Below are 13,668 nucleotides of genomic sequence, written 5' to 3' on the forward strand. Positions count from 1 at the left end.
ATCCGGCTGCGGCATGATCGGGTCGTGGATCGAACCGAACTGGCCGCGCTGCTCCGGCAGGCACGCGACCGGGTGCATCCGGGGGATGTCGGCCTGCCCGCTGGACCGCGCAGACAGGTGCCGGGGCTGCGCCGCGAGGAGGTCGCCCAGCTCGCGGGCGTCAGCGTGGACTACGTGGTGCGATTGGAGCAGGGGCGAGGACCGAATCCGTCCAGCTCGGTGCTGGCCGCGCTCGCCCGCGCGCTGCGGCTCAACGACGAGGACCGCACGCTGCTGTTCCAGTTCGCGGGCGCGGTGCCACCGCAGGAGGGCCGCATCGACATGGTGGTGCGGCCGAGCGTGTTACGCCTGCTGGACCGGATGGCGGACCTGCCCGCGCTGGTGCTGTCGGCGAAAGCCGACTTGCTGGCGTGGAATTCGATGGCGACCGCACTGCTCGGCGACTTCTCCACCTGGCCGCCCGCTCAGCGCAACATCATCTGGCAGCGTTTCCTCGGCACGGAGCGCGGACGGGTCGCGATAACGCCTGCCGACGCCGATAACGCCGCGGCGTTATCGGTGGCGACCCTGCGCGGCGCCCGCGCCCGCTACCCCGACGATCCGGGCTTGCTGCGCCTGATCTCCGAACTCCGTTCACGCAGCCCGCGATTCGAGCAGCTGTGGACCGCCCGGCGGTCCGGGCAGTGGCGCAGCGCGACGAAGACGATCGATCATCCCGAATTCGGCGCGCTGAGCCTGGACTGCGACACCCTGCTGGTCCCGGACACCGACCAGGCGGTCGTGGTCTACTCCGCGGCGCCGGGCACCCGCGAGGCCTCGGCGCTGGAACTGCTGCGGGTTACCGGGACAGAACGGTTCACGGTGTCCGAGTCCGCCGACTAGGCCTATGCCGCCTTGTATCGGCGCAGGTACTCGCCGGTGAGTGAGGTCGGGTGGGCGAGCAACTCGGCGGGCGTGCCGGTGAAGACGATCTCGCCGCCGTCCTTGCCCCCGTCGGGCCCCAGGTCGATCACCCAGTCGGAGTGCGCGACCACGTCGAGGTTGTGTTCGATCACCACGACCGTATTGCCTCGCTCGACCAGACCGTCCATCAGCGCGAGCAGCGTGTCCACGTCCGACATGTGCAGGCCGGTGGTGGGTTCGTCGAGCACGTAGACGCTTCCGGTGTTCTGCAGCTGGGTCGCCAGCTTGATCCGCTGCCGCTCGCCGCCGGACAGCGTGCTCATCGCCTGCCCCAGGCTGAGGTAGTCCAGGCCGACCTCGTTCATGGTGCGCAGCTTGGTGTGCAGCGCCTTCTCCGCGAAGAATCCGAGCGCTTCCTCGGCCGTCATCTCCAGCACGTCGGCGATCGACTTGCCACGCAGGGTGAGAGCGAGCACGTCATCGGAGAAGCGCCGCCCGTCGCAGGCGTCGCAGTGGGTGGTCACCGGATCCATGTACGCGATCTCGGTGATGATCACGCCGCGGCCCTCGCACTGCTTGCAGGCGCCCGTGGAGTTGAAGCTGAACAGGCCTGGAGATTCGCCCGTCGCCTTGGCGAAAAGCTTGCGGATAGGATCCATCAGGCCGAGATAGGTCGCGGGCGTGGATCGGGACGACGCCGCGATCGGCGACTGGTCGACGAAGATCGCCTCCGGGTGTTCGACCACGAACACGTCCCGGATCAGGCTGCTCTTGCCGGAGCCCGCGACGCCGGTGATGGATGTCAGGATGCCGGTGGGTATCCCGACGGTCACGTTCTTCAGGTTGTGCACCGCCGCACCTCGGATGAGCAGCTCGCCCGTGGCGGGGCGGAAGCTCTCCTTGACGCGGAAGGGGCGGCGCAGTCCTGCGCCGGTCGGGGTGTCCGCCACGCGGAGGTCGGCGAAACTGCCCTGGAACACCACCTGCCCGCCGTGCACGCCCGCGCGCGGGCCGACGTCGACGACGTGGTCGGCGATCTGGATGACATCCGGATCGTGTTCCACCACGATCACTGTGTTCCCCTTGTCCCGCAATGCCTTCAGCAGATCGTTCAACCGTCCCACATCTCGCGGGTGCAGCCCGACGCTGGGTTCGTCGAAGATGTAGGTCAATCCGATCAGCGTGCTGGACAGGTGCTTGATCATCTTCAGCCGCTGGCCTTCTCCACCCGACAGGGTCGAGGTCGGCCGATCCAGGCTGAGATACCCCAGGCCGATATCGGCCACGCGCCCCAGCGCGGTGCGGATGGCGCCGGCCAGACCGGCCGCGGCCGGGTCGGTGATCTCGTCGAGCACCGCCATCAGGTCGGTGATTTGCAAGCTCGCCCAGTCGGCGATATTGCGGCCGTTGATCTTCGTTGCCAGTGCTTCCTGGTTGAGCCGGGCGCCGGCGCAGCTCGCACAGACGCCCTCGGTGAGGAATTGCCGTATCTGCTCACGGGTTTTCTCGCTGAGCGTGGAGGTGTCCCGCTGCAGCCGGGTGCGGGTGAACTTGGTGGCGATGCCTTCGTAGTTCGCCTTCCAGGTGCCCTTGCTGAAGGTCAGCTCGACCTTGCCGCCGGTGCCGTAGAGCAGATCGTGGAATTCCTCGTCGGTGTAGTCCGAGAGCTTCTTGTCCGGGTCGAAGCGGCCGGACTTGCCGTACAGCTGCCAATCGCCGCTGCCCACACCGTAACCCGGCAGCAGGATCGCGCCCTCGTTGAGCGACTTGGTCCGGTCGAGCAGCCGATCGGGATCGGCGCGGACGGTGACGCCGAGACCGTCGCAATCCGGGCACATGCCCTGCGGCACGTTGAACGAGTAGTTGTAGACGAAACCGGCGGAGGGCGAACCGAATCGGGCGAACATGGCCCGCACCATCGAGAAGATGTCGGTCATCGTGCCGACGGTGGAGCGCGGCCCGCCGCCGACCGGCTGCTGATCGATGATCACCGGCGCGGTGAGGTTCTCGATCGCTTCCGCGTGCGGGCGCTCGTAGCGGGGCAGGAAGTTGAGGATGAAGGCGGGAAAGGTGGCGTAGAGCTGGCGCTGCGATTCGACGGCGATGGTGTCGAAGACGATCGACGACTTGCCGGAACCGGAGACGCCGGTGAAGACCGTGATCTTGTTCTTGGGAATTTCCAGCGAGACGTCACGCAGGTTGTGCTCACTGGCTCTCAGGACCCGGATGACGTCGGGAACTACGGCTGATTCGGCGAAAGGCATGCCGAACACCTTGCCATCGAATACCGACAAAATGTGCGGGGTAATGTGATGAAGATCACACAATTTGCCTGGGAAGGCCCGATAAAACCGAGGCGCGTAGTGGCCACTGGCATCAGCCGCCCGCGCTTCGCTGGAGATGGCCGCCGAATCCCCCTCCTCTAAGGTGAGGAACGTGCGCGGCGACCCCTACTGGAACCACAACACCCACTACCACCCATGGCTGCTGAAACAGGTTCCGCACTCGGCGCGCACGGCGCTCGACATCGGCTGCGGCGACGGCCTGCTGGCGGGCAAGCTGGCCTGCGGCGGGCTCGCGGTCACGGGGATCGATGTCGACGCGGGTATCCTCGCGCAAACGCCCGCCACCACCGGTGTGCGGCTCCAAGAGGCCGATTTCCTGAATTATCCAGGTACTTTCGACGTCGTTACCATCGTGGCGACGCTGCACCACGTCCCGCTGCGCGCGGGTATGTCCGCGCTGCGGCGCCTCGTCGCGCCGGGCGGCACCCTCGCCGTCGTCGGCTTGTGGAAAATGACGCCCCGCAATGACTTCCACTACTTACCCCTGCTGCCCGTCATCCGGGCGATGGAGGTCATGCACAGGATGAGCGGTCCCGGCGCACGGATGCACGATCCCGAGCAGAGCTACGACGAAATCCGCTCGGCCGCAGCGGAACTCCTGCCCGGGGCCCGGCTCCGACGGCGACTCATGTGGCGCTACACCCTGCTCTGGCGCAAGCCTGCGTGATCGACCCTCCCAGCGGGCGCGGCGCCGGGCTAGAGTCGTGGCATGCCGTCGCCTCGGGAGCATAGAACGCGAAAGGCCACCGTCACGATGCCCGGCGACGCCGTCGCTCGGCCGGGTCGTGCGCACGCGCGGATCTTCGGCGGGCGAAGCTCTTTCGAGCTGATCCGCCGCGCCCAGAACCTACCCCTACTATCCCAGCAGGAGGTCAGCGAACCGCGTTCCGGCGCGGCGTGACCGCCCCGGCGCTGGGCGGCGTCGTCTTGGACGCCGCCGCGGTCGTCGCATTCGTTCATCGTGCCAACTACGCCCAGGCGGTCGTCTGGGCGACGGTCGACGCGGGCAACACCATCATCGTGCCCAGCACCGTCCTCGCGGCGGCGCGCACTCACATTCCGGACGACCGGCTCGACATCCTGGCCGTGCTGGTCGACCTACCGCACACCGTTGTCCCGTCGTTCGATCGAGCGCCCGCACACCGGCTGCACATGGCACACGGCGCGGGAGCCTTGACCGCGGCGGGCCACGCCACCCGCGAGGCGGTCTGCCGGGACTGGCCTTGCCTGACCAGTCGCCCGAAGCGGCTGCGCCAGATCGACCCCAGGGTCATCATCGACGCACTGCCTTGACCCTCGCCCGCCCGGCGAGGCGGGTCAGCGCAGGAGCTCGATGACCGGCGCGAACTTCTCCATACTGTCCTCGAGGACGGTGATGTAGCTGATGCCGTAGCGGTCGCGGCGATCGCGCAGGCGGTCGGCCATCTCCTCGGGGGTCCCCATGAGCAGGATGGGGTGATCCTCGGGAGAGTCGGCGACGTCCGGCGGCAGCGCGGGGCCGAAGACCTCCAGCACGCTCGCGCGTTCTGCGGGCGGAACCACACGCTGCACCAGGATGTTGAACTCGACCCGGTCCAGCCGCGGACCGAGCAGCTCTCGCACGTAGGCGACGCGTTCCTCGGTTTCGGCGAGTCCGGCCATCTGCAGTGGTCCGCCGTTGCGTGCGGCCGCCGCGCCCGTGAAGGCGATGATGTCGGCGTGCCGCGCGGCCACGCCCAGCAATCGATCACCCCAGCCGCCGATGAGCACGGGCGGACCCGACGGCTGCGCGGGCTGCGGCTGATACTCCGGGTCGCAGAACATGCTGCGCAGCGTGATCACCGTGTTCTCCAGGTGCTCGACGCGTTTGCGGCCACTCTCGAACGGGATGCCCGCGGTCTCGAACTCGGCCTGCACGTAGCCCGCGCCCAGGCCCAGTTCGACTCGCCCGTCGGTGAACTGATCGGCGCCGGCCACGTCCCGAGCCAGCAGCACGGGATTGTAGAACGCGGTGTTGAGCACGAACGTGTTCAACCGCACCCGCTCGGTCGCCTCGGCGGCCAGGATCATCGCGGGGAACGGCGCGGGCAGGCCGAGATGGTCGGCGACGCCGACCACGTCGAAGCCGAGTTCCTCTGCCCTACGGCACTTTTCGATCCACTTCGACCGGGACTCGGGGACCACCATGTTGACACCGAACCGGAAGGGGCGCTGCGCAGTCACGCGTCTTGTCTAGCGAACCGGGCAACGCGGGTTCACTCCGGCCCCCGCCTACGGGTTGCTCAGCACTGAGTGATCGCGCCAGCGGCCACGGCGATCCCGAGCAGCGCCACGATGCTCGCGGCCAGGGGAACCGGACGGCGCAACGCCCGCCGGACCGGCCCGGCAGACCGCCGTGCGGGGGAGTTCGCGCCCACGGCCCGGCGTCCGAACCAGCGTCGCACCATGGCGACCGTGGTGATGATCAGTGTCGCGATCAGCACGACGCACTCCTCACACGCGGGCTGCCGCTGCGGCCGCTGGGCGCGACCCGATCTTCCGCTGGGTCGGCGCCCCGACGATCCCGTGCTGGAGCAGGCTTTCGGCGGTGTCCAACACCGTCTCCCGGACCGGGCGCATGGTCCAGCCCAGTTCGCGACGCGCCTTTTCGGCGCTGAGCAGTTCGGTGCGTCCCAGCGCGGGCAGGGTCAGCCGGACGCCCTTGTCGAAGATGGCGACCGCGCGCACCACCCAGTTCGGCAGCCGCCTGGTCGGAACCCGGAACCCCCGCGGGCCGAACTCCCCGGCGAGGATGCGGGCGATCTCGTCCATCCAGAGGTGCTCGCCCGCGCAGATGTAGCGGTTACCCGCGGCCTCGGGCGTCTCCAGCGCGAGGCGGTGCGCCACCGCGAGATCGCGCACGTCCACCGGGGCCCAGCCGACTCGGGGCGTACCGGGCATGTCCCTGGCCAGCAGCCTGCGCACGGGCTCGTGCGAGGTACTCGTCACCGCGGACAGCACCGGCCCGAGCACCATGCCGGGATTGACGACGACCAACTCGAAGGCGTCGCCGGCGGGCAGCTTTCCGACGAGGTCCCAGGCCGCCCGCTCCGCAAGCGTCTTGCTCTTCTGATAGGCCGGGCTGCGCTCGACCACGGTCCAATCGGCCTCGGTGCGCAGTGCGTCCGTCGCGTGGCCGGACACGATCGCGGCGATGGAGGAGGTCAGCACCACCCGGCGCACGCCACCGGCGGCGGCGCAGGCGCGCAGCACGCGCAGCGTGCCCTCGACCGCGGTGTCGATGAGCTCGCGCTCGTCGTCCGGCGGGGTCGCCGGGAACGGTGAGGCGACGTGCATGACCTCGGTGCAGCCGGAGACGGCGGCCGCCCAGCCGTCGTCGCGGTCCAGGTCGGCCTGCGTGAACTCGAGGTCGCCCCCGGTTCGCTCGGCCAGCTCGACCAGGTGCGCTCGTTTGCCGGTGGCGCCGAGGTCGCGGACCGTCGCACGCACGGCGTAGCCGTGCTCCAGCAACTCGGCGATGACATGACCGGCGACGAATCCCGTTGCGCCGGTGACCAATACCCGTGTGCTCATCTGTTCATCCGTCTCGTGGAGTGGCTACCGCGGCGACAATCTGAGCGCCGCTCAGATAATCTAAGCACCGCATAGTTAGGTTGTCCAGGGCAGGTCACATACGCTCGGATGATGACGCGGACGAGTTATCACCACGGGGCCCTGCGCGACGCGCTTTTGGCCGCCTGCCTGCGTTTGATCGAAACCGAGGGACTCGCCGCGGTCAGCCTGCGCAGGGTGGCCCGCGAGGCCGGAGTGAGTACCGCGGCGCCCTACCATCACTTTCCCGACCGGGCCGCCTTGCTCGCGACGCTGTCCACCCAGGGCTTCCAGTTGCTCGGCGAACGCCTGACAGCCGCCCGCGCCGACGCGACGACACCCATGGCCGCCCTCACGGCCCTGGCCCACGCCTACGTCCGGTTCTCCCGCGAGCAACCGGCCTATTTCCGGTTGATGTTCCGGCCCGAGCTCTCCCAGCCCGACAAGCACCCCGACGCCATGGTGGCGGGCGACGCCGCGTTCGCCGTTCTGGCCGACGCGATCGCCGAATGTGTGCGCACGGGGGTGCTACCCGCCGCCAAGGCCGACACGCTGGCGGTCATGTTCTGGGGGCTCGGCCACGGCCTCGCCTCGCTGTGGCTGGACGGACAGTTGGAAAAGCGCGCGGGACAGTTCGGCACCAGCGCGGCGGATCTGGTCGACGACGTGATGCGGACCTTCGCCATATTGATCGAGCCCGGCGCACCGCCGCTGACCTAAAGTAGACGCCAGAGATTTGCTGTCTGATTCTTCCCCCATCGATCCGAGAGGACGACACGGATGAACGCCCAGCTGGATCCGACGGTGCAGGAGTTCGTCGACGCGCTCAACGCCAACGATGAGGACCGGTTCTACGCGGTGCTCACCGACGACGCGACCATGTCCGACGACGGCGTGGAACGCAATCTCACCCAGTGGACCGAAGCGGAGATCTTCGACAGCAACGCCCGCATGCGGATCGAGTCCATCGGCGACGACGGCACCGAACTGGTTGCCGACTACACCAATTCGCGGTGGGGCTCGATGCGCACCAACTGGCGGTTCGTCGTGCGCGACGGCAAGGTGAGCCGCTTCGAGACCGGACAGGCCTGAATGCCCTTGCCATCCGGCCACCGACGTTGACATCCTGACGTTCGTGTTCGTCGCGCCCCGTTACGGTACGGGTTCTCTGGCCGATCTGTTTCCCTCGGTTCTGGCCGGACTCGGCGTCCCGGGCGCCGACGACCGTCTCGGTCTCGACCTCGGCGTCGACCGGGTCTGCGTCCTGCTGATCGACGGGCTCGGCTACGAAGCGCTCGCCGCGAATCCCGCCGCGGCGCCATTCCTGTCCGGCCTCGCGCCGGTCTCGCTGACCGCCGGGTTCCCGACGACGACGGCCACCAGCCTGGGCTCGCTCGGCGTCGGCTCCCCGCCCGGCGAGCACGGGATCGTCGGTTATCTGCTCAACATCCCCGGCTACGATCATCTGTTGAATCCGCTGGCCTGGCGGCTGCACGGCGACCCGGGCAAAGCCGACCTGCGCACCGAACTCGTGCCGGAGGAGTTCCAGCCTCTTCCAACGGTTTTCGAACGCGCCGTAGCCGACGGGATCGCGGTCGCCCAGGTGTCGCCGCGCGATCAGGCGGGGTCGGGATTGACCAGGGCGGTCCTGCGGGGCTGCGAATTCCGCCCGCAGCTGTCCTTCGGCGATCTCGTCGCCAACGTGGCCGAGGCGGTGCGGTGCGGGCCGCGCTCGCTGGTCTACACCTATCACGGCGAGCTCGATCTGACCGGACACGTGCGCGGTCCCTCCTCCCGCTCCTGGGAGTTGGAGCTCACCCACGCCGACCGGCTCGCCGCCACCTTGGCCGAACAGTTGCCGCCCGGCGCGGCGCTGCTCGTCACCGCCGACCACGGCATGGTGGAACTGAACGGACGCGTCGATTTCGACACCACGGACGCGTTGCGCGAGGGCGTCCGCGAACTGGGCGGTGAGGCCCGCGCCCGGCACGTCTACACCATGGCCGGCGCGGCCGCCGACGTCGCGGCCGCCTGGCAGGACACGCTCGGCGCCGATTTCGAGGTGCTCACCAGGGACGAGGCGGTGGCCCGCTGCTGGTTCGGCCCCCGGGTCACCCGCACGATCGCCGAGCGCATCGGCGATCTCGTCGTGGTCGCCCGCGGGCGGCGCGGCGTCATCCGCAGCGGTATCGAGCCGTTGCAGTCGCGGCTGGTCGGCCACCATGGTTCGCTCACCCCGGCGGAGATGAACGTCCCGCTGTGCGTCTTCCGCGCCTGATCGGCGCGGCCGGGCCTTAGGGTGTACTGCGATCGCGGTGTATGTCGCCGTGCCCGAACCTTCAGGAGGAGCCCATGAACGCCACGCTGTCACGGACCGGCCGAACCGGCCTGGGGATCGCGGTGGTCGCCATGGTGCTCGCGGGCTGCACCGATATCGAGCGCGCTCTCAACCGCGGCGGCGACACCCCGTGCAGCGAGTACATCAAGCAGGATCAGGACACCAAGCGCACGACGATCACCAAGTTCGTCAAGCAGCAGAGCAAAGACGACCGCGAACCGGCGGGCACCGCGGTGGACGCCACGATGGTGTCGGTCGACCTGCTGTGCGGCGCTCAGGCCAACGCCGACACCCCGATCAAGAACGCCGATGTAGCAGGCATTTTCATCCGCAAGTGACCGGGGGTCAGCGCGGCGGATGGGCGGCGAGCCAGTCCGCCGCGCGCCTGCGCGAGGCCCTGGCCAGCCAGGCATCCTGGATCACCTCGGTGAGCTCCTGACGGCTCAGCTCGCCGATACGGCTGGCGCGCACCAGCACCGAGGGATGCCCGTCGAAGTGCCGGGTGGTGAAGAACGGCGAGTCCGGGTCCTGGACCAGCGCCTGCTTGTCCGACTCCGACGGTACCCAGAGCACGATCACGTCGGTGTATCGCTCGCCGGTCACCGGATCCACCGCATCCGGACGCGGATTCCGGAAGAACACGAACGACTTCCCCCCGACCTGATAGATCGGGTTGCCCCGCGGTCCCTCGATGCGTGTCACGTGCGGCATGCCGGAGGCCACCTCGTGCACGTCGGCGAGACGCGCCCGCCGCGAAACGGTCGCCATGAACAGCAAGCTTAGGTCGCGGCGCGTGCTCCCCGAAACTCATAGCGACCGACCGGTCTGTGTCAGGGTGACGCGCCCTCACCGGCGTCCGCCACAATGAGAGAGCGAATATGAGCTCACACGACGACGATGGGTCCTCCACGTGGCGCAGTTCCGCACCCTTACCGAGCAGCGGACCGAACTGGAACGAGAATGGGAGCGCTGGGCGGCGGCTCCACTCACCACGCCCCCGCCCCGAAACACCGTGCTACGCAATGACGTGGCGCAATCCTGGCGACGCTCGCTGCGCACCGTCGATCCCGGTCGCACCGTCGCGCCGGGAGTGGACGACGTCGGAGACCGATGGGCTGCCTCCCCGCTGCGCGGACCCGTGACAACGCTGGCGGGTGAGCTGCGCGCCATCACCGAGGACTCCGGCTATTTGGCCGTGGTCACCGACCCCGACGGCACCGTCCTGTGGTCCTGCGGTGACCGCACGCTGCGCAGGCAAGCCGAGCAGGTGAACTTCGCTCCCGGCGGCTGCTGGGACGAAAGCCATATGGGCACCAACGGTGTGGGGCTCTCGCTGCACAGCGACCGCGCGGCGTCGGTGTTCTCCGCCGAGCATCTGGTCGCCGCGCTGCACGGCTGGGTGTGCTACTGCGCGCCGATCCACGGGCCCGACGGCAGAGTGATCGGTGTGCTGGATCTGTCCAGTTACTGGGACCGATCCCACCCAGCGGTGCTCACCTCGGTCCGAGCGCTGGCCACGGCAGCGGAGACGATGCTGCGCAGCGCCGCGCCCGCTCCGGCACCGGGAGTGCGGCTGGAATGCCTCGGCACCGCCCGTCTGTCGCGCGACGGCATCCCGCTGCGGCTGCCACCCCGGCAGCTGGAGATCCTCGCGCTGCTGGCACTCCAGCCGGACGGCTTCACCCCCGAGCAGTTGCACGACGCCATCTATGGTGACCGCTCGGTCTCCACGAGCACCCTGAAGGCCGACGTCTCACATCTGCGCCGTGCCACCGGCGGCGAAATCAGCAATCGTCGTTACGTTTTGACCGGCCCGGTGGCCTGTGACGCCGTCGACCTGCTCGCTGCCATCAGGGCGGGCGACACCACCTCGGCGGTCTGGCTGTATCGCGGTCCGCTGTTGCCCGGATCGGAGACCCCGGGCGTGCTGCAGTGGCGCCACTATCTCGACGTGGGCGTGCGGACCGCCGTGCTCGCCAGTGACCGCGCCGAGCACGCGGTGGCGTTCGGCGAGCGGGCACCGGGCGACATCGAGGTGCACGAGCACGCGTTGCGATTGTTGCCGCCCGACGACGTCCGCCGTGCGGTTGTCGCCGCCCGGCTGCACACCGCCTTGCACGACTAGCCTTTTCGCACCAACCTCGCGCCAACCTCGGCCGACCATAGTGGGCCCGATCCGAGAGATCTGCGAGGAATCATGACCTACACCAGAGCGGGGACGGGCCAGCGGCATCGTCGGCTATCCGACCCACTACGCCCACGCCATCGACGCCTGACCGACGGCGCGGCGATGGCGCGGCGAATCCGCCGGGTGGATATCACCGACCGCGCCAGGATCCTGTTGCGCCGCATGATCGAACAGCACGGCGCGGTGCTGTTCCACCAGTCCGGCGGATATCGCGACGGGAACTCGCCGAGGTGCCTGCCCATCCGCCAGGCCCGGATCGGCAGCGCTGACGTGCTGTTGGGCAGTCTGCCGTGGCACACCGAATTCTGGGTCAGCGCAGAGCAATACGAACGATGGAAGCACACCCATCTGACCCTGGACGTGGTCGACGGATGCGGCGGCCGCTCGACCGAGGACACGCACTTCGTCGTCAGGACACGGTTGCTCACCGACGAGGAAGCAGCGGCGCTGGCGGACGGCGGGCCGCCGCGCACCGGAGCCGACCGGTTGGCTTGAGCTGCGTCAGCGAACCGGCGGGGCGTCCGCCCGGGTGGGCACGACCACCCGGGCGGACATCGTGCGTCAGCGGCCGGGCAGGAAGCGCAGGATGCGGGCGATGATCATCAGGAACGGCTGCCACTTGCCCTTCGGGAACAGCTTCGGCGCATCGAGATTCAGGAACCGGGTCACCACGATGGACTGCGGTTCGGTGAACTTCAGCAGGCCATCGGGGCCATGGCGGCGGCCGACACCGGAGATGCCCATGCCGCCCATCGGAGCCGCGGTGCTGCCCCAGGCCGGTGCGTAGCCTTCGTCCACGCACACGGTGCCCGCGTGCAGCCGCGCCGCGATGCGTTCGCCCTCGGACTTGCTCGCCGCCCAGACCGAGGCATTGAGGCCGTAGTCGGTGTCATTGGCCAGCCGCACGGCCTCGTCGACGCTGTCGACGGGGTAGATCGACACCAGCGGGCCGAAGGTTTCGTCGCGACCGCACTCCATCTCGTCGGTCACCTCGGCCAGCACCGTTGGCTCGAAGAACAGCGGACCCAGGTCCGGCCGGGCGTTGCCGCCGGTCAGCACCTTCGCGCCCTTGCCGGTGGCGTCCGCGACGTGCTTGTACACCGTCTCCAGCTGTGCTTCGGAGATGAGACTGCCGATGTCGGTCGAAAAGTCGTAGGACGCCCCGAGTTTCGCGGCGTTCACGGCGGCGACGAATTTCTCCGTGAACGCCTCCGCGACGTCCCGCTCGACGTAGAGGCGCTCGATGGAGATGCAGAGCTGTCCGGCGTTGGAGAAGCAGGCGCGCACGGCGGCCTTGGCGGCCTTGTCCAGGTCGGCGCCCTTGGCGACGATCATCGGGTTCTTGCCGCCGAGTTCGGCGGAGAAGCCGATCAGCCTGCGGCCGCACTGCTCGGCCAGGTGGCGGCCGGTTTGCGAGGACCCGGTGAACATCAGGTAGTCGCACGCGTCGACGATCGCGGTGCCGACGACGGCGCCAGGGCCGGGCACGACCGCGAGCAGGTCACGCGGCAGACCCGCCTGGTAGAGCAATTCGGCACCGGCCAGCGTGGAGAACGGGGTCTGGCTGTCGGGTTTGACCACCACGGCGTTGCCCGCGATGAGTGCCGGGATGGAATCGCCGATCGAGAGCAGCAGCGGGTAGTTCCACGGTGCGATGACGCCGACCACGCCCTTGGGCTGGGAGCGAACGGACGCGCGGTTGAGCACCGGGAACGCGCCCGGTACCCGGTGGGTGTCCAGCAAGCGGGGGGCGACCTTGGCGAAGTAGCGGGCCGCGAACATCAGGCCCAGGATTTCCTCCTGGGCCGCCCAGCGCGCTTTGCCCGTCTCGGCCTGTACCACGTCCATCAGGAACTCGCGGTGCCGCACCACCAGCGCCCGATAGCGGTCCAGCACCGCGGCACGTTCGGCCACCGGCCGCGCCGCCCAGCGCTCCTGCGCCGCGCGGGCCTTGTCGAAAGCGGCTGTGACGTCGGACGCGGTGCCCACCGGCACGCTGCCGAGCGGGTTGCCGGTGAACGTCTCGGCGATCGTCTTGTGTTGCCGTTCGGTGGGCGCCTCGATCGCGGCCAGCGCGCTCAGGCGGTCGAATACGTCGGCTTCCGGCGCGGGCATCGTCGCCTCCTACTTGTGGGTAACTTGGGGATACACACAATCTACGCCGCCGCCCGCCAGATATCCGCGGTACGCGGACGGTCCACCGCGCCGAATGCCGTGGCGTAGCCGCTGCGGATCCGCGCCGAACACCGCATACTCCAGTTATGCGCTGAGGCAATCACTTTGGCGGCCGGATCGAGCAGCCACCACAATGACACGCGCTGAGT

General features: G+C 68.8%; 15 protein-coding genes. 9 read left to right on the plus strand and 6 right to left on the minus strand.

All coding sequences use genetic code 11. The features are described 5' to 3' along the window. Positions 1–24 precede the first annotated feature (24 nt). Positions 25–882 (plus strand): helix-turn-helix transcriptional regulator, encoded by an 858-nt coding sequence (locus ACWPXK_RS18875; RefSeq protein ID WP_454197447.1) that lies wholly within the window; start codon positions 25–27, stop codon positions 880–882. A gap of 2 nt (positions 883–884) precedes the next feature. Here ACWPXK_RS18875 and ACWPXK_RS18880 read toward each other — a convergent pair whose 3' ends face one another. Beyond that, positions 885–3,167, minus strand: coding sequence for an ATP-binding cassette domain-containing protein (locus tag ACWPXK_RS18880; RefSeq protein WP_454197448.1), 2,283 nt, complete (start codon positions 3,165–3,167; stop codon positions 885–887). A 172-nt stretch (positions 3,168–3,339) separates the two neighbouring features. Here ACWPXK_RS18880 and ACWPXK_RS18885 point away from each other — a divergent pair, with 172 nt between their 5' ends. Both ACWPXK_RS18885 and ACWPXK_RS18890 read left to right on the plus strand, forming a co-directional pair. Beyond that, positions 3,340–3,915, plus strand: coding sequence for a class I SAM-dependent methyltransferase (locus ACWPXK_RS18885; RefSeq protein ID WP_454197449.1), 576 nt, complete (start codon positions 3,340–3,342; stop codon positions 3,913–3,915). Between the two features lie 230 nt (positions 3,916–4,145). Next, positions 4,146–4,541, plus strand: coding sequence for a hypothetical protein (locus tag ACWPXK_RS18890; RefSeq protein WP_454197450.1), 396 nt, complete (start codon positions 4,146–4,148; stop codon positions 4,539–4,541). Positions 4,542–4,565: 24 nt separating this feature from the next. On the opposite strand, the gene ACWPXK_RS18895 is transcribed toward ACWPXK_RS18890, so the two are convergent. The 3 genes from ACWPXK_RS18895 to ACWPXK_RS18905 are packed head-to-tail and all read right to left on the minus strand — an operon-like array spanning position 4,566 to position 6,800. After that, complete coding sequence (locus ACWPXK_RS18895) at positions 4,566–5,450, minus strand: LLM class F420-dependent oxidoreductase (RefSeq protein WP_454197451.1); 885 nt, start codon at positions 5,448–5,450, stop codon at positions 4,566–4,568. Positions 5,451–5,509: 59 nt separating this feature from the next. Continuing rightward, entirely contained in the window at positions 5,510–5,710 is a 201-nt protein-coding gene (locus ACWPXK_RS18900) for a hypothetical protein (RefSeq protein WP_454197452.1), read from the minus strand. A gap of 10 nt (positions 5,711–5,720) precedes the next feature. Then, positions 5,721–6,800 (minus strand): SDR family oxidoreductase, encoded by a 1,080-nt coding sequence (locus ACWPXK_RS18905; protein ID WP_454197453.1) that lies wholly within the window; start codon positions 6,798–6,800, stop codon positions 5,721–5,723. 111 nt (positions 6,801–6,911) lie between these two features. On the opposite strand from ACWPXK_RS18905, the gene ACWPXK_RS18910 reads away from it, so the two are divergent. The 4 genes from ACWPXK_RS18910 to ACWPXK_RS18925 all read left to right on the plus strand — a co-directional run bounded on the left by ACWPXK_RS18910 (position 6,912) and on the right by ACWPXK_RS18925 (position 9,494). Beyond that, complete coding sequence (locus ACWPXK_RS18910; protein WP_454197454.1) at positions 6,912–7,538, plus strand: TetR/AcrR family transcriptional regulator; 627 nt, start codon at positions 6,912–6,914, stop codon at positions 7,536–7,538. A 60-nt stretch (positions 7,539–7,598) separates the two neighbouring features. After that, positions 7,599–7,910 carry a nuclear transport factor 2 family protein gene (locus ACWPXK_RS18915; RefSeq protein WP_454197455.1) on the plus strand — a complete coding sequence of 104 codons (312 nt, stop codon included), beginning with the start codon at positions 7,599–7,601 and terminating at the stop codon, positions 7,908–7,910. 43 nt (positions 7,911–7,953) lie between these two features. Beyond that, positions 7,954–9,096 (plus strand): alkaline phosphatase family protein, encoded by a 1,143-nt coding sequence (locus tag ACWPXK_RS18920; protein WP_454197456.1) that lies wholly within the window; start codon positions 7,954–7,956, stop codon positions 9,094–9,096. A gap of 74 nt (positions 9,097–9,170) precedes the next feature. Next, positions 9,171–9,494 carry a hypothetical protein gene (locus ACWPXK_RS18925; protein WP_454197457.1) on the plus strand — a complete coding sequence of 108 codons (324 nt, stop codon included), beginning with the start codon at positions 9,171–9,173 and terminating at the stop codon, positions 9,492–9,494. A gap of 7 nt (positions 9,495–9,501) precedes the next feature. Here the strand turns inward: ACWPXK_RS18925 and ACWPXK_RS18930 are convergent, their stop codons facing one another. Next, positions 9,502–9,924, minus strand: coding sequence for an MmcQ/YjbR family DNA-binding protein (locus ACWPXK_RS18930; protein WP_454197458.1), 423 nt, complete (start codon positions 9,922–9,924; stop codon positions 9,502–9,504). A gap of 142 nt (positions 9,925–10,066) precedes the next feature. On the opposite strand from ACWPXK_RS18930, the gene ACWPXK_RS18935 reads away from it, so the two are divergent. Both ACWPXK_RS18935 and ACWPXK_RS18940 read left to right on the plus strand, forming a co-directional pair. Beyond that, positions 10,067–11,281 carry a GAF domain-containing protein gene (locus ACWPXK_RS18935; protein ID WP_454197459.1) on the plus strand — a complete coding sequence of 405 codons (1,215 nt, stop codon included), beginning with the start codon at positions 10,067–10,069 and terminating at the stop codon, positions 11,279–11,281. Positions 11,282–11,353: 72 nt separating this feature from the next. After that, positions 11,354–11,839 carry a DUF779 domain-containing protein gene (locus ACWPXK_RS18940; protein WP_454197460.1) on the plus strand — a complete coding sequence of 162 codons (486 nt, stop codon included), beginning with the start codon at positions 11,354–11,356 and terminating at the stop codon, positions 11,837–11,839. A 66-nt stretch (positions 11,840–11,905) separates the two neighbouring features. Here the strand turns inward: ACWPXK_RS18940 and ACWPXK_RS18945 are convergent, their stop codons facing one another. After that, positions 11,906–13,459, minus strand: a complete 1,554-nt coding sequence (locus tag ACWPXK_RS18945; protein WP_454197461.1) for a succinic semialdehyde dehydrogenase — start codon at positions 13,457–13,459, stop codon at positions 11,906–11,908. Positions 13,460–13,668: the final 209 nt, after the last annotated feature.

It is taken from the genome of Nocardia sp. Marseille-Q1738, from assembly GCF_965283145.1.